The organism is Myxococcales bacterium (assembly GCA_016712525.1).
Taxonomy (GTDB): Bacteria; Myxococcota_A; Polyangia; order Polyangiales; family Polyangiaceae; genus JAAFHV01.
In genome coordinates, this window is the sequence record JADJQX010000007.1 from 1645610 (window position 1) to 1660124 (window position 14515).

Consider the following 14515-nt stretch of genomic DNA (forward strand, 5'->3'; position numbering starts at 1 on the left):
GATCTACACCGAACGCAGAAGACGCGGCGGATCTTTGCTATGTCCAGCGCCGGCCTCGCGGCGATCGCGAGGCACGAGGCGCGAGGAGACATGATGGAGATTCGAACGATCGGCGTGCTGGGAGCAGGACAGATGGGCGGGGGCATCGCGCAGGTGGCGGCGACCGCTGGCTACGACGTGGTGCTCGCCGACGCGAGCCTCGCCCTCGCCGAGAAGGGAAAGGCCAAAATCGCGAGCATCCTCGGCAAGCAGGTCGAAAAAGGGAAGCTCACGAAAGAGGTCGCCGACGGCATCGTCGGGCGCATCACCCCCGTCGACGGCCCTCAAGGCTTCGGCGGCTGCGAGCTCGTGGTCGAGGCGGCCACCGAGAACGTCGACCTCAAAATCAAGCTCATGAAGGCCTGCGACGACGCGATGAAGCCGGGCGCCATCCTCGCGAGCAACACGTCGAGCATCTCGCTCACGAAGCTCGCGGGCCAGACCAAGCGCCCCGAGCTCGTCGTGGGCATGCATTTCATGAACCCCCCTCCCCTCATGAAGCTCGTCGAGATCGTTCTCGCGGTTCAGACCTCGGAGGACACGCTCGCCGCCGTGAAGGCGTCCGCCGAGAAGATGGGCAAGACGTGCACGGTGAGCCAAGACGCCCCCGGCTTCCTCGTGAACCGCATCTTGATCCCCATGCTGGTCGAGGCTTGTTTCACCCTCCAAGAGGGCGTCGGTACCCCGGAGGACATCGACAAGGGCGTGAAGCTCGGCCTGAACCACCCGATGGGCCCGCTCGAGCTCTCGGACCTCATCGGGCTCGACACGGTGCTCGCCATCGCCGACGTGCTCCATCGCGATCTCGGCGACTCGAAGTACCGCGCGCCCACCCTGCTTCGCAACCTCGTCGCGGCGGGCTGGCTCGGCAAAAAGGCGGGCAAGGGGTTCTACGTGTACGACGAAAAAGGCCAGAAGTCGGGCCGCGCGGTCTAAGGGAGCATCACGATGAGCGACATTCTTCTCCGCGAGCGCGACGGCGGCACCGTCGTGCTCACCATGAACCGACCCGAGAAGCTCAACGCGTTGAACGAGGCCCTCGTGCGCGCCCTCCACGACGCGATCGCCGAGCTCGACGCCGACATGTCCGTGCGAGTGGTCGTCCTCACCGGCGCGGGCGAGAAGGCCTTCGTCGCGGGCGCAGACATCGCCGCCATGTCCGAGATGAGCACCACGGCCGCCAAGGCCTTCGCCGATCTGGGTCACTCGGTGGGCGAGCGCCTCGAACGGGCTCATTTTCCGGTGATCGCGGCCGTGAACGGCTTCGCCCTCGGCGGAGGGTGCGAGCTCGCCCTCGCATGCGACTTCGTCTACGCGAGCGAGAAAGCCAAGTTCGGTCAGCCCGAGGTGAACCTCGGGGTCATCCCTGGTTTCGGCGGCACCCAGCGCCTCACGAGGCGCGTCGGCATCGGCCGCGCGCGCGAGCTCGTCTACACAGGAGACACCCTCGACGCGAACGAGGCGCTCCGCATCGGTCTCGTCAACGCCGTCGTGCCCGCGGGCGAGCTGCTCGCGAAGGTGCGTGACGTGGCGAAGAAGATCGAGGCGAAGGGCCCGCTCGCGATCGCGCAAGCCAAGCGGCTCGTGTACCGCGGAGAGGACGTGCCCCTCGCCGTCGCGAACGAGCTCGAGGCGCAAGCGTTCTCGGCGCTCTTCGGCTCGCTCGATCAACGGGAAGGCATGAAGGCGTTCCTCGAGAAGCGCAAGGCGACCTTCACCGGGGCGTGAACGATGGGGCGCGCCGCGCTCCTTCGCTCGTCGCGCCCTTCGTCGTACCTTTCGAAAAGCCATGGCAGCGATCCTCGACACCGTCCTCGGCCAGCCCGTCGCTCTGGCGACACTGCGCCGCGGGCTCGCGCTCGGAAAGACCCACCACGCGTACCTCTTCGAGGGGCCGCACGGGGTGGGCAAGGAGACGTGCGCGTTCGGGCTCGCCCAAGCCCTCGTATGCTCGAGCCCGAGACCTTCGGGCGACGCGTGCGGGGCGTGCAGCGCGTGCGAGCGAGCGGTGCCGCGGGGCGAGGCGGGGTTGCCCGTGCATCCCGACGTCGTCGTGCTCGAGCGGGGCCTCTACGAGCCCGCCCAAATCGGCCGCAAATCTCCGGAATCAAAAGAGATTTCGATCGACCAGGTGCGCACCCTCGTGCTCGCTCGCGCGGCGTTTCCGCCCCACGAGGGGCGGGCGAAGGTCTTCGTGGTGCGGCGCGCGGACGAGCTCTCGACCTCGGCCGCGAACGCTCTCCTGAAGACGCTCGAGGAGCCGCTCTCGCGCACCCATTTCGTGCTCATGACGGCGCGCAAAGCGGCGCTGCTGTCGACCATTCGCTCACGCACCTTGGCGCTCCGCTTCGGGCCCCTGCCTACGGCCGACGTCGAGGCGGTGCTCGGTCGCCGTGGCGTGGACGCCGCGACCGCCAAGCGTGTCGCGCTGGTCGCCGGGGGGAGCATCGCCACGGCGCTCGAGCTCACCGACGCCGAGGCCCACACCGAGATCGAGGCCTTCGTCTCTCGCATGAGGGAGGCGCAAGACGCGAAGGACGCGGGGCTCGGCTACGCGCTCGCCGAGGAGGGAAAAAAGGGGAAATCCGAGCTCCCCGCGCTGCTCGCCGGTCTCTCGCGCTCGTTCGCGGAGACCGCCCGCGACCTCGCGCTCCGCGGAGAGCTCGCGGAGGCCGAGCGGGACGCGCGCTCGTTCTCGCTCGTCGAGGCCGCCATTCGGAAGCTCGCCGCGAACGGCTCTCCGCAGCTCGTCGTCGAAGGCCTCGTGCTCGGCCTACGTGCGACGAGCGCCTAAGCGAGGCGCGGAGGCCGGAGCCGCGCTACGCGTCCAACGTAGTCCGCCCCGACGGGAGCACGTCGACCATGCCGGGCTCGAGCCGGTCTCCGTGAAACGCTCGGGCGCGGCCCCCGTGATGCACCACGATCATGCGCTCGGTTCCGGGCGAGACGTACTCCGCGAGGAGGACCTCGTCGCCGAGGTCGGGCGCGCCGGTGCCGATGCGCTTCGCGCGGAGCGGGAGCCGGCGGCGCCGCTCGAAGCGGACCCCTTCGTGCTCGATCGCCGACGGGGGCTCTTGAGCCGCGACGAACGAGCGCTCCTCGACCGGTTTCATCCACAGAAAGGCGGCTTCGGGCTCGCGCCGAACGTAGATGGCGCGATCGTGGCCGGCGTCGGGGGCGATGAACAACACCGCCACGGGGACGTCCTCGGAGAAGACGACGCCGCCCGCGAGCCACGCCTCGTCTCCGCCCGGGCGAGTCAGGACGTCACCGAGCTGGCACGGGAAGCCGTCGAGAGCATCACCTTCGGATGCCGCTGCCGACGGTGCGCTCGCGGGGGGCGCGGCGCGCGGGGCATCCTTCGTCTCCGCCCCTTTCTTCTCGGCGCCCGTCTTGGCTTCGTCCTTCTCGTCCGCCGGATCACCGTCGCGGCGAGGCACGAGGCTCCGCGCGATCATGCGGCCGAGCGCCATACCGCCGAGGACGAGCGTGGTCGAGACGACGAACGTGACGATCATAGGAGCCTCGAAGCACGATGATACGCGCGCGCGCGCTCGGCCACGCTGGAAATGGTGGGTCGCTCGTGAGCGCCGCTCGGGAAGAGGCCCGCGATCACGGCGACGAGGGTTGCGCCGCGCGCGAAGACCTCCCTGGCTCGCTCGACCGAGATGCCCCCGATCGCGACCACAGGGATCGCTCCGGCCCCCTCGACCGTCCGGCCGAGGGCGTCGAGGCCGACGACGGGATCCGGGTTCGCCTTGGACGACGTCGGGAAGACCGGTCCGTACGCGACGTACGTGGGGGCGTTCGCGAGGGCCGACGCGAGCTCGTCGGGGGTGTGGGTGCTCACGCCGACCGCGATCGCCGGCACGAGGCGACGCGCCGACGCGACCGGCAAATCGGACTGTCCGACGTGCAGCCCCGCGCCGACGAGCGCGGCGACGTCGAGCCTGTCGTTCACGAAGAACGGAACGCCGTAACCCCTCGAAAGCGATTGGATTTCTTGGGAAAGGGCCAGCATCGCCGCGCCATCCTGCGCCTTGGCGCGGAGCTGGATCGCCGAGGCGCCCTCGTCGAGGGCGGCCCTGGCCACGTCGCATGGGGCGATGCCGCGAGCGCGGCAGGTGGACTCGTCCACGATGGCGTAGAGGCCCCGCTTCACGGCGCCTCGACGATGCGCACGTGGGCCGCCTCGGAGAGTCGCTCGCCGTCGAGCGGCCCGGCATCGAACAGATCGCCCCGCGCGAGCGAGCTCCACGCGGCATTGGCCTCGGATGCGTGCCGGTCGAGCCGCCTCAGCCGGCGCTTCGCGGGCTCGCCGTCGAACGTGCCACAGGCGAAGATCTCTTCCTTTCCCTTCGAGCGGAGGAGCGACGACACGGCCCTCAGGCGAACGGAGGGCATGAGGGTCGCGAGGGACCTCCCATCGGGACGGAGCACGAGGTACGCGAGCGAGAGGCCCTCGTGGCGGAGGCCCGCCGCGCGCGCGACCGGGACGAGCCACGGCGGCAGATCGACAGGGAGATCCTCGTGGCACCAGTCGTCGTCGCGGAGACGCGCCGGGCACGCCGCGGAGTGGAGACACGGCGCGAACGGCGTCCGCCCTTGGGCGACGACGGCGTCGCGCACGGCGTGGAGGTGACGGGCGCGATCCCGGAGGGCGGGCTCCACCAAGACGAGCGCTCCCGTCGGTGAGACGTGACCGAGGAGCCGCTCGACCAGCGCAGCATGCAGCGTCACCCGGCCCTCCGGAGCGGCGTGCTCGTCGAGCTCCGAGAGCACCTGCCCCGCGATCACGAGGTCGAACGGACCGGGCGGGAGCTTCGCGCCCAGAGGCTCCGCGCGCGTGGTTACGTTGAGCCGCACGGCGCCATCGGTGGTCGCCCCGGCGAGCTCCCTGGCGAGGGAGAGCGCTCGCGCGTCGGCGTCGACGAAGGTCGCGTCGATCTCGCCCGTTTGGCCCGCCGCTTCGAGGGCGCGCAGAACGCCGAACGACATCGCGCCGAGGCCGGAGCCCACGTCGAGCACGCGGAGCTTCTCGCCGCGCAGGGCGAGGAGCCCCGTGCCTACGAGCTCGCGCACCGCCGCGGCGCCCTTCGGCACGTCACGCGGGAAAGAGAACCCGAGCCGCGCGCCGAGGTGAGCCCGAGCGTCGAGCGCGACGGCGCCCCCGGAGAGGCCATTGTAGAGGGCCGACAGCACCGACACGGCAGGACCGAGCTTGCCGGGCTCGTCGACGCTCGGGAAACCGTGCCGCTTCGCGAGGGCTCGAAGGACGTCGGCGTGGCTCTCTTCGAGCGGCCGGACGAGCGACAAGAAGGCCATGGCGCCTCCTACCACGGCGAGCGACACGACGGCATACTCGCACGAGCATGGAGAGCGCCCGCCCCTCGTCCGCCGTCTCGTGCCTGATCCTGCGAGAGGACGGTCACGTGCTCGTCGTGAGGCGCACCCGGGCCCCGTACGCGGGGGCCTATTCGCTCCCCGGAGGTCGCCTCGCCGACGGCGAAGCTCCCGAGGTCGGCGCCGCGCGCGAGCTCCGGGAAGAGACGGGGATCCTGGCCCCGCCCCTCGAACCTTTGGCCACCACGCTCGCCGGCGAGTACCGCGTCCTCGTGCTCTTCGGCCACGTAGGCCGAGCCGAGCCGCGCGCTGGCAGCGACGCCGACGTCGCCCGCTTCGTTCCCATCGAAGCCCTCGCGGAGCTCCCCACCACACCTGGCCTCACCGAGCTCGTCGCGTCGGTGTGGCGAAGACGCCGGTGATCTCCCGCGAGGAGCCGGCCGAACCCTCTCGTCTACCGGCTCAGAACGAGCCGCCGCCTTGCGTCGCCATGGTCAGACTCCTTGCGTCAAATTCGTTAAACACGCGTTCCATCAATGCACTCGGGGTGCCACTCGGATGGGGGTGGTTTTCCCCGTTTCGGATGCCACCCGTGTCACCATCCGTTGACAACTCAGACCTTTTGGTTGTCCGATTTCCGGACACGGGTGCGTCATGGCCGGTGGCGCGCGCACGAACGACCGCCTCCGAGCGGCACGTCAGCGTGATGCCCAGGACGACGCGGGCGCTGCTATAGAGGGCCTCATGATTCGCCCTGCGCTCGCCCTGCTCGGGCTGCTCGTGCTCCCAGGCTGCGGGCTCTTCTCGGTCGCCGCCCCGGCGTCTCCGATCCCCACCGGCGACGCCGCGATAAGGCGGCTCGCCGAGACCCAGGCCTGCGGAAGCGGCGTCCGCGCCAAGGCCGCGATCGATCACTTCGGCAAGGAAGGGCGCGTGCGTGGCGAGCTGATGCTGTACGCCGTCGCCCCCGAGAGCCTTCGGATGGACGCCGTGAGCCCCTTCGGCGCCACGCTCGCCACCCTGGCGAGCGACGGCAAGCAGTTCTCCCTCTACGACATGCGCGAGAAGCGCTTCCTCCACGGCCCCGCGGCGCCCTGCAACATCGCGCGGCTCACGGGGGTACCCCTCCCGGGCCACGTGCTCATCGGCCTCCTCCGCGGTCTGCCCCCAGAGCTCACCCACCCGGCCGGGGCGGCCACGATCGCGTGGAGCTCCTCGGGGCACTACGTCGTGTCGATACAAGGGACGCGGAGCGCCCGCGAAGAGATCACGATCGGCGTGCACCCCGCCGATCTCGCCAAGCCGTGGAGCGCCCAGCGGCTCCGCCTCCTCGGGGTCCGCGTCGATCAGTACGACGGCACGGTCTTCCGCGCCGAGCTCGACGACCACGCGCCCGCCCCGATGGCCAAGGCTTGGGAAGACCCCGACGGCCTCCCGGGCGAGAACATCGCCCCGTCCGGCCCGGTCTGCACCGCCGAGCTTCCGCGGACGATCCACCTCGAGGTGCCGCCGTCCAAGGCCGACGTGCTCTTCCGCTACGACGAGGTCGTCTGGAACCCGCCCCTCCCCGGCGGCATCTTCACGCAGCCGAACCCTCCGGGCATGCCTCCCGAGCTCGTCGACTGCCGCTGAAGGTCCGTCCGAGAGTGGCGTTCCGGGCGACGCGTCAGGATTCGCCGCGCAGCTCTCCGACGACCGACTCGGCGAAGTACGCGCGGAGCGCAGGGCCCGTGCCGAAGCGGCCGAGACCGATCATGAGCTTCGCGATGGCGGCCTCGACGGTCATGTCGAAGCCCGACATGGCCCCGGCCTCGGCCGTACGCACGGCCCCCTCGTACCGCGTGAGGTCGACGTGCCCGCGGAGGCACTGGGACACGACGACGACCGGGACGTCGCGCGAGGTCGCCTCTCGGATGGCAGGGATGAGGCTCCCGTCGGCGCAGGGGAGGGTCCCCGTCCCGTACGCTTCGAGCACCAGGCCGCGTACTCCCGCGCGGACGGCGCCCGTCACGAGCCGCGGGTCGAGCCCCGGAAAGACACGCACCGCGAGCACGGACGGCTCAAGGCGATCGTCGAGAGGCATGAGCGGCCCCGCGGCGCGAACGTGCGAGGCCACCTCGACCCCGATGCCGAGCTTCACGAGGGGGGCTTCGTTCGGAGAATCGAAGGCGTCGTAGTCCCACGCGTCGCGTTTGGTCGCACGGCAACCGCGGAGGCCCCTCGACCCGAACGCGACGACGACCTCGGGTACGGCCAGCGAGGCCACGATCGCCGCGTCGACCAGGTTCTGCGCGGCATCGGAGCGCGCCTCGGCGAGCGGACGCTGCGCCCCCGTGAAGACCACGGGGCACGGGAGCGGCCCGAGCATGAGGGCGAGCGCGCTCGCCGAGTACGCCATCGTGTCCGTCCCGTGAACGACGACGACCCCATCGTAGGAGCCCGATGCGACCGCCGCGTGCACCTCTCGCGCGAGCACCTGCCAGTCGCCTGGCTGCATGTTCGCCGAGTCCATCGCGAACACGAGCCTCGCGTCGAGCTCCGCGATACGTGCGAGCGCGGGCACCTCGGCCACGAGATCGCGCGCGAACGCTTGCTCGAGCGAGTACCGCCCGTCGTGGCTCGACGACATGAGCAGCGTGCCCCCCGTGAGCAGCACGAGGACCTTCTTCACGTCGCGCACCGGACAACGGACCGCATTCGATCGCCTCGGGGTGGGCCCGCTCGCAAAGCGGGCGCTAGAAGACCTTCTCCGGGACCTTGATGGTGTCTCCGGCCTGGAGGGGGATGTCGGGCCGTTTTCCGTCGGTGATGGCGTCGACGGAGAGCTCCACGGTGACGCTGCCCCCGTCCTTCGTGAGGCGCGTGAGGAGGATGTGATTGCTCGCCGCGAGGGGCGTGAACCACCCCGCCTGGGAAAGAGCGTCGACCAGCCGGAGCGAGTCCGTGTAGGGGACACTCCCAGGTTTGGTCACCTGCCCGATCACCGCGATCTTCTTCGAGTTGTACTGCTTGACCGAGACCGAAACCTGCGGATCGTTGAGGATCTTACCCTCTTGCAGCTTTCGCCGGATGAGCGACGAGATGTCCTGAGGCTCGAGGTTCTGCACGACGAGGCGAGCGACGTACGGAAAGTCGATCGAGCCATCGGGGTTCACCCGATACTCTTTCGGTAGGTTCGGCTCCCCCATCACGTGCACCTCGAACACGTCGCCCGGACCGACGGTGGTGCTCGGCAGCGCGCGGGGGAGGTTCGTGGGGAGGGGCGGATACGACCCGCACGCGGTGAGCCCCAGCGCCATGGCCAGGACGAGCCTCGGGAAGAACAGGCGATTCATGCGCGTGCTACGGGGCGTTTTGCATGGGCCGCATTCACGGCCCGGGCAGGATCACATGAACCAGCGGAAGCCGAGCATGCCTTGGAAGCGCCGGTTGTTCAGATCGAACACCTGGCCGCCACCGATCGGCACCTGCACGTCGCTGATTTGCTGCGCGTAGTCGAGCGTGGCGTTGATGCCGAACGAGTCGGCGAAGCGGTACTCGCCGAAGAGCTGCGCGCCCGGGCGGTAGTTCGTGAACCCGCCGGCGGTGCCAGGGGCCGGAGTGCCCGCGGCGTCGAGGACGGCGGGGAGCGAGAGGATATCAAGGTAGCCGTCGAGCGAGATGACCGCGCGCCCCGCGAACATGTAGCTCAGTCGACCGTAGATTTTGTCGAGGCCCGTGAACGAGCCGATCGTCGTGTTTTGACCACCGCCGAAGATGTACGTCGGGCGGTTCTGGAACGACTGCGCCGAGCCGACGAGCACGTCGCGTGAGTAGCCGACCGTGAGGGTCGAGATGGCGGTCGTCGCCGACGGGTCGTTCGTAGGGGCGGCCGTTCCCGTGAGGTACACGGTCGCTTCGGCCTGCGCGTTGATGCTGTCGAACTGCTGCGCGCTGGCCGGGGCATCGGCGAGGAACGTAGCCGAGTAGCCGATGGCGCCGAGCACCGAGAGGCGGGGCGTGAGCAGGCCGTTCATACCGACGCGCGTACGAACCGGGATCGCGTCGTTGAGCGCGAGCACCGAACGACCCGAGTTCGGGTACGTGACGAAGCTGAGCCCCGTCTCGGTGAAGACCGAGGTCTTCGGGCGGAAACGCCAGCGGTTCCGGAGCGAGATCTCGTGCGTGAGGTTCGTGAAGGCGGCGCCCTGCGTGTTCTCGTAGAACGCGCCGTAGAACTGATACTGCAGGTGCATGTCGAGGTTGCCACCACCAGGGATGGCGATGACCTCGGCGCCCGCGTTCACGTCGCTGCGGTTGAAGGAGACGTCGACGCCGGGGATGGCGGACGGCTGAATGAAGCGCTGGTAGCCCGCGAAGAAACCGACGCCGAAGGGACGCCCCGGGAGGATGTCTCCCCGGAACGTGGCGTGGACGTTCATGTTCCGCTGGTCGTTGACCTCGGTGCCGATGAACTCACGGTAGCTACCCGCGATGCCGCCGCGGTACGTGAACGCCGGCTTCTCGCCGCCCGTGCGCTGGTCCGTGAGGCTGCCGAAGCTGAACGACGGCGTGATGCGGATGACGCCCGCTTCGCGCACGGGGCTCGTCGGGGGCCCGTTGATGATGTTCGGCCCTTCGGTGTGCGAGCGCACGAACCAGTTCGAGTCGATACCGACCTCGGCGCCGACGCCAGGGTGGAGCTCGACGTCGCCGACACGAATACCGATGCCCTCCTGGTACGTGCGGTCGCGGAGCCACGCCTGAGCGTGAGCTTCCTTCGACACGAACGTCATGGCGGCAAAAGGGATCGCCGCGAGAGCTATGCCTCGGAGGTGTTTGGCGAGCTTCGGCCCGCGCGAAATTCGGTTGTCGCTCATGTTCGATTCGCGGTGAGCCCGCTCGCCGGGCCCGTCCTTAACACGAGTGGGCCCAACTGCTCCCCCTCATTTTCGTTAGATATTCGCGTCCCCGTCGTGACAGCGCCTGTCACGCGGCACGCAGGCCCCTCTTACGGAAAGAGCCAGGCCCCAAAGCCCGGCCCTGACACTCTTTTTCAGCGGACGCAGCTCACGCAGGGTGGCGGCGGAGTCACCGGAAAGCCCGGGAACGTCGGGAAGTTCGCCTCTTCCGGCGCGACGTTCGGGTCGATGGTGGTCTTCACCTGCGTGTCGCCCACGAACGCCGACTCTTCGCCCGCGCACTGGTTCGCCTCGGACCCGATCTGCTCCGACCGCTGGGCCAAGACGGCGAGCACGGTGTACTCGTGGTTGGCCGCGTCGGCGTCGTTGCGGTTCACGGCGGACTTCAGCGAAGCGACGCGCTCCGTGGCGGCGCGCGTGGCGACGTCGCTCTGGGAGAGCTTGTCGTTGAGGCAGAGGGTCTTCACGACATCGCGAGCTTGGCGAGCCGTCTGGAGCTGCTTGCGGATGGCCGTCGATTGCGACGTCATACGAGCCACCCGGCGTTGCGCCTCGGTGAGCTGCTCGTCGGGCGTGAGCTGCGTCTTCTTCTGGAAGCCGACTTGCGCATCCGGCGCGGGCGCAGCGCCCCCTTGAGCGATGGCCGGAGCCGCCGCCGCGAAGTACGCCACCACACCGAGAGCCACACCCCACCTGAGAGTCGACAGTAGACGCATCCCCGTCTCCTAAGTTGCGGGCGAACCCGCGTTGTCACTTCCGAAGTTAGCTTGGGATTCGGAAGTGTGTCAACGAACCTCTTGCGCTTCCGCCCAAACCCGCACTTTTTAGCTAACCGTCCGATACTCGGAGCTTTTTTCGCCTTCTTCACCCTCTCGAAGGGTGCCGAGCCCCAAAAATCGCACCTTGGAACCGAAGGTCGGGGCGTTCGGGCTCTTGCGTGATTCGGATGCGGCGTTCCGTCCGGACGTTCAGGAGTGGCGAAAAAAAGAGAGGCGGCTCTTGGCCACCTCTCTCTTCGTCGCGCTCCTTGGAGCTCGGACCGAACGCCTTACTTGGCGCCTTGCTGCACGAACGTGACCGGGATCGAGAGGGTCGATCCGCTGCCGCCCGGAGCGCTGAACTGCGCGTTGCGAACGGCGCGCGCGATGCACTGGGCGACACCCGCCGAGAGCCCCGTGTTCGAGGACACGTCCGCCGAGCTCACCTCACCGTTCGGGCCGACCTTGGCGGTGATGACGACCTTGCCGGACATCGACGGGTCGCTGTTCAGGCCTTGCTGGTAGCAGGCGCGGAACCGAGGACGGAGGCCAGCGATGACGCGATCGGCGTCCGACACGGGGACGGTCGCGCTCGCACCACCGACCTGCGCGACGCCCGTGGGGCCGGCGGTCTTCGTCTCTTGGCCGGCGCCTGCGCCGGTGCCGCTGCCCTGGGTGCCACCGCCGATGCCGCTGAGGCCGCCACCTTTGCCTCCCCCACCCTGCACCGGACCGCCACCGCTACCCGTGCGGAGGTCGCCGCCCGTGCCGCTGACACCCGCGCCGCTCGCCGCCGCCGCGCTGAGGTCGACCGGGGGAATCTCGCCGTTGCGCCCGAGCGCGCCCGAGACCGACGAGCCGCCGCCGAGGGCCGCGAGGAGTTGCATCTGCATCGCCTCCGCTTGCTGGGTCAGCGCCGCGGCTTTCGCGTCGCTCACGGCTCCGCTCTTGCCGCCACCACCGCTCGCCGCGTGGGTTCCGCCACCGCCACCGCCAGCCGGTTTGGGCTGCGCGGCTGCCGTGGCCGCCGCCGTCGCGGTGGGCGTGGCCGTATCGACCGGCGCCGTCTCCGTGGGAGGCGGCGTCGGGATGTTCTTCATCATGTCGACGAGGCCGGCGACCGAGACGCCCTCTTGAACGGGAGGGTCCATCCAGTCGGAGTACATGGCGCCGACGAAGCCGAAGTGCAGCATGAAGCTGAACGCGGCGATGATGGTCAGCGTCCAGTCGATCTGGTTCGCGACGCCACCCTTGACCGAGAGCGGGAGCTGCGGCCGAGGCTGGACCGGAGGGGGTGCGACGAACTGGAAGAGGAACGTCGTGTCGCCGACGACGACCTTGCCACGTGCGTCGTCGGTGAGCTTGATTTGGTAGGCGTTGCCGACCTTCTTGGCCTGGCCTCGCAGCGCGGCGAGGTCGGTGATTCCGCTCGTGAGGGCGACGCGACCGCCCATGCCGTCGAGGAAGTTGAGGTAGTAGTCGGGGCCCACGAGCTCGAAGAGCTTGAACGTCGGGGGCAGTGACGGGGCCGGGATCACGAACATCGACTTCTCGTTCGAGCCGACCGTGACCGTGGTGCGCTGCTTGATGATGCGCTCCTCGAGGACACGACCGTTCTGGACGAGGCCGATGCGCAGAACCTTCGGCCCGGTCTGGACCGACATGGCGCGCATGACGGCGGTCATCTGGCCGGGGCGCATCGAAGGGGTCTGGCCGGGCTGCATTCCCTGAGACATGTGGTGCCTTTCGATCGGTCGAGGACGCTGACGAGTGCCGAAGAGCCGGGATTCTGTCTTCGTCGGGTAGGTCGGCCTACGGACAAGCCTCAGACGAGAAAGTTCCGGGACATCGTCAGTCTACAGGACGAATGTTCTCCGAGAAGAACTTTCGCGCGGGACCGCGGCGCTCGATGGCGCTTCGGGCGCGGGTTGGCTCCTCTCGAAGCACTTCATGAAGCGCGCCGCGGCGCGCCGAGGTCACTTCTTTTTCTTCGGCTTCTCGGGCGGGCGGGGCTCTGCCGGTGGCGCTGGCAACGTTCCATCGCACACGAACCCACCTTTGGTCGCGACGGGCTCGTGGCGGAAGAAGCGCAAGGCCGCGTCGACGTCGTCGCCCGCGAGGCCGTGCTCGCCCGGGCGGGTGCAGCTCTGGTTCGGCCACTTCTCGCGGTTCAAGGACTCGTGGAGCTCCTTGGACTTGCTCACCTGGCCCGCGTCGTTCTCGTGGCCCAAGAGCAGGATCGGAGGGTGAGCCTCGGCCGACGAGGCCTCGGTGATCGGCGCGCCCCCCGAGATGAGGGCGTACCCGTCGGCCTTGAACGCGCCCGTGCGGGCGAGGTGATGCGCGAACGCGGCGCCGTTCGAGTACCCGAGGACGAACCTGGGATGAGGACCTTCCTCGAGCAGCTCGTTCACCTGCCAGACCGTGTGGTCCCACTCGGCCGTGACGTTGCGCATCTCGGTGGTGTCGGCGGCGTCTTGGGGCCAGCAGAAATGGTTCTTGAGCTCGGGCTTCCAGTCGCACAGGCCTCGTCGACCGCGCGGGAGCACGACCGCGAACCCGTGGACGGTCGCGCTGCGCGCCGCGGCCCACTCCTCGGGCCGACCGTGACCTTCGAGCTCGCCGTGCAGGTACACGACGATGGCCGTGCCGGGGCCACGCTCCATGGGCATCGCGAAGCAGACGTCCCCCTGGCCTGGCTCGAAGCCCTCGGGGCACCAGTGCTCGGGCACGGCCTCGACGGGGGGCTTGGGGCACCCTGCGGCAAGCAGGCCGAGGACCAGCACGACCGGCCCGATGCGACGCGACGACGCGCTCATGCTTCCCCCGCGATCGCCCGCCGGAGCCGTGACCAGAGAGCCTCACGCCCGGCCAGGGTCTCGGCGCTCGTCCCCACCACGGGCACGCCCGCGTCTCGCGAGAGCTCGGCGAGCGCGGTTTTGTGCTGCGAGAGAGGGATTTTGTCGAGCTTCGTGGCGCACACGACGACCTGGGTCGGGCACGCTCGGTCCACCTCGGGTGGGGACGCGAGGAACGCGAGCAGGTCGCGCTCCTCCTGCTCGAGCCCGCGGCGGATGTCCACCAAGATGCAGACTGCACGCAACGTAGAGCGGCGCTTGAGGTACCCCTCAAGCATGGGGCCCCACGATCGTGCCTCCGACTTGGAGACCTTCGCGTACCCGTAGCCCGGGAGGTCGACCACGTGGAGCGAGAGGCCGTCGTCGAGGCTGGCCGTGAACACGTTGATCTGCCGTGTGCAGCCCGGGGTGTTGCTCGTACGAACGAGGTTCCGGCGCCCGAGCAGCGCGTTCATGAGGGACGACTTTCCCACGTTCGAGCGCCCCGCGAACGCGACCTCGGCGAGGGCCGGCGGGGGGAGGCCCGCGACGCTCGTTGCGCCCGCGGCGAACTCTGCCGCGACGACACGCGTCTCCTTCGTCACCTTCGCCATGGGCCGACTTCTACACGAAACCT

General features: G+C 69.3%; 15 protein-coding genes. 5 read left to right on the forward strand and 10 right to left on the reverse strand.

Annotated features, from left to right (window positions below; genetic code table 11):
• The first annotated feature begins 93 nt into the window (after positions 1-93).
• The 3 genes from IPK71_24070 (at position 94) to IPK71_24080 (ending at position 2833) form a co-directional block, all read left to right on the forward strand.
• The gene (locus tag IPK71_24070; GenBank protein ID MBK8216814.1) at positions 94-975 is read left to right on the forward strand and encodes a 3-hydroxybutyryl-CoA dehydrogenase; all 882 of its coding nucleotides are present in this window, start codon (positions 94-96) and stop codon (positions 973-975) included.
• 12 nt (positions 976-987) lie between these two features.
• Positions 988-1767 carry an enoyl-CoA hydratase/isomerase family protein gene (locus IPK71_24075; GenBank protein MBK8216815.1) on the forward strand — a complete coding sequence of 260 codons (780 nt, stop codon included), beginning with the start codon at positions 988-990 and terminating at the stop codon, positions 1765-1767.
• A 61-nt stretch (positions 1768-1828) separates the two neighbouring features.
• The gene (locus IPK71_24080) at positions 1829-2833 is read left to right on the forward strand and encodes a DNA polymerase III subunit delta' (protein MBK8216816.1); all 1005 of its coding nucleotides are present in this window, start codon (positions 1829-1831) and stop codon (positions 2831-2833) included.
• 25 nt (positions 2834-2858) lie between these two features.
• Here the strand turns inward: IPK71_24080 and IPK71_24085 are convergent, their stop codons facing one another.
• From IPK71_24085 to IPK71_24095, 3 genes are read right to left on the reverse strand one after another with little or no spacing between them, the layout of a single operon-like run.
• Positions 2859-3557, reverse strand: coding sequence for a hypothetical protein (locus tag IPK71_24085; GenBank protein MBK8216817.1), 699 nt, complete (start codon positions 3555-3557; stop codon positions 2859-2861).
• Positions 3554-4201, reverse strand: coding sequence for a thiamine phosphate synthase (gene thiE / locus IPK71_24090; GenBank protein MBK8216818.1), 648 nt, complete (start codon positions 4199-4201; stop codon positions 3554-3556). The genes IPK71_24085 and thiE overlap by 4 nt, the downstream gene beginning before the upstream one ends.
• Positions 4198-5364: a hypothetical protein gene (locus tag IPK71_24095; protein MBK8216819.1), complete on the reverse strand. Its 1167-nt coding sequence runs from the start codon at positions 5362-5364 to the stop codon at positions 4198-4200. The genes thiE and IPK71_24095 overlap by 4 nt, the downstream gene beginning before the upstream one ends.
• Positions 5365-5411: 47 nt before the next feature.
• Between IPK71_24095 and IPK71_24100 the strand changes: the two genes are divergently transcribed.
• Together IPK71_24100 and IPK71_24105 are read left to right on the forward strand one after the other, a co-directional pair.
• Complete coding sequence (locus tag IPK71_24100; protein MBK8216820.1) at positions 5412-5804, forward strand: NUDIX domain-containing protein; 393 nt, start codon at positions 5412-5414, stop codon at positions 5802-5804.
• Positions 5805-6126: 322 nt separating this feature from the next.
• A complete protein-coding gene (locus IPK71_24105) occupies positions 6127-7014 on the forward strand; it encodes a hypothetical protein (protein MBK8216821.1) in 888 nt (295 codons plus the stop codon).
• Positions 7015-7048: 34 nt separating this feature from the next.
• On the opposite strand, the gene IPK71_24110 is transcribed toward IPK71_24105, so the two are convergent.
• The 7 genes from IPK71_24110 to ysxC all read right to left on the reverse strand — a co-directional run bounded on the left by IPK71_24110 (position 7049) and on the right by ysxC (position 14492).
• Positions 7049-8053: an asparaginase gene (locus IPK71_24110; GenBank protein MBK8216822.1), complete on the reverse strand. Its 1005-nt coding sequence runs from the start codon at positions 8051-8053 to the stop codon at positions 7049-7051.
• Between the two features lie 64 nt (positions 8054-8117).
• On the reverse strand, positions 8118-8717 hold the full coding sequence (locus tag IPK71_24115) for a polysaccharide export protein (GenBank protein MBK8216823.1): 600 nt from the start codon (positions 8715-8717) through the stop codon (positions 8118-8120).
• 51 nt (positions 8718-8768) lie between these two features.
• On the reverse strand, positions 8769-10241 hold the full coding sequence (locus IPK71_24120) for a hypothetical protein (GenBank protein MBK8216824.1): 1473 nt from the start codon (positions 10239-10241) through the stop codon (positions 8769-8771).
• A gap of 176 nt (positions 10242-10417) precedes the next feature.
• On the reverse strand, positions 10418-10999 hold the full coding sequence (locus IPK71_24125; GenBank protein ID MBK8216825.1) for a hypothetical protein: 582 nt from the start codon (positions 10997-10999) through the stop codon (positions 10418-10420).
• A 332-nt stretch (positions 11000-11331) separates the two neighbouring features.
• A complete protein-coding gene (locus IPK71_24130) occupies positions 11332-12765 on the reverse strand; it encodes an AgmX/PglI C-terminal domain-containing protein (GenBank protein ID MBK8216826.1) in 1434 nt (477 codons plus the stop codon).
• 252 nt (positions 12766-13017) lie between these two features.
• Positions 13018-13860 (reverse strand): hypothetical protein, encoded by an 843-nt coding sequence (locus IPK71_24135; GenBank protein ID MBK8216827.1) that lies wholly within the window; start codon positions 13858-13860, stop codon positions 13018-13020.
• Positions 13857-14492, reverse strand: a complete 636-nt coding sequence (ysxC, locus tag IPK71_24140; GenBank protein MBK8216828.1) for a ribosome biogenesis GTP-binding protein YsxC — start codon at positions 14490-14492, stop codon at positions 13857-13859. The genes IPK71_24135 and ysxC overlap by 4 nt, the downstream gene beginning before the upstream one ends.
• Between the last annotated feature and the right edge of the window lie 23 nt (positions 14493-14515).

Excerpts from the sequence above, each read along its gene's own strand:
- IPK71_24085 (MBK8216817.1), bottom strand. The coding sequence starts at position 3,557 with ATGATCGTCACGTTCGTCGTCTCGACCACGCTCGTCCTCGGCGGTATG.
- IPK71_24095 (MBK8216819.1), bottom strand. The coding sequence starts at position 5,364 with ATGGCCTTCTTGTCGCTCGTCCGGCCGCTCGAAGAGAGCCACGCCGAC.
- IPK71_24130 (MBK8216826.1), bottom strand. The coding sequence starts at position 12,765 with ATGCAGCCCGGCCAGACCCCTTCGATGCGCCCCGGCCAGATGACCGCC.
- IPK71_24080 (MBK8216816.1), top strand. The coding sequence starts at position 1,829 with ATGGCAGCGATCCTCGACACCGTCCTCGGCCAGCCCGTCGCTCTGGCG.
- IPK71_24120 (MBK8216824.1), bottom strand. The coding sequence starts at position 10,241 with ATGAGCGACAACCGAATTTCGCGCGGGCCGAAGCTCGCCAAACACCTC.
- ysxC (MBK8216828.1), bottom strand. The coding sequence starts at position 14,492 with ATGGCGAAGGTGACGAAGGAGACGCGTGTCGTCGCGGCAGAGTTCGCC.
- IPK71_24135 (MBK8216827.1), bottom strand. The coding sequence starts at position 13,860 with ATGAGCGCGTCGTCGCGTCGCATCGGGCCGGTCGTGCTGGTCCTCGGC.
- IPK71_24100 (MBK8216820.1), top strand. The coding sequence starts at position 5,412 with ATGGAGAGCGCCCGCCCCTCGTCCGCCGTCTCGTGCCTGATCCTGCGA.
- IPK71_24075 (MBK8216815.1), top strand. The coding sequence starts at position 988 with ATGAGCGACATTCTTCTCCGCGAGCGCGACGGCGGCACCGTCGTGCTC.
- IPK71_24070 (MBK8216814.1), top strand. The coding sequence starts at position 94 with ATGGAGATTCGAACGATCGGCGTGCTGGGAGCAGGACAGATGGGCGGG.
- IPK71_24115 (MBK8216823.1), bottom strand. The coding sequence starts at position 8,717 with ATGAATCGCCTGTTCTTCCCGAGGCTCGTCCTGGCCATGGCGCTGGGG.
- IPK71_24105 (MBK8216821.1), top strand. The coding sequence starts at position 6,127 with ATGATTCGCCCTGCGCTCGCCCTGCTCGGGCTGCTCGTGCTCCCAGGC.
- IPK71_24125 (MBK8216825.1), bottom strand. The coding sequence starts at position 10,999 with ATGCGTCTACTGTCGACTCTCAGGTGGGGTGTGGCTCTCGGTGTGGTG.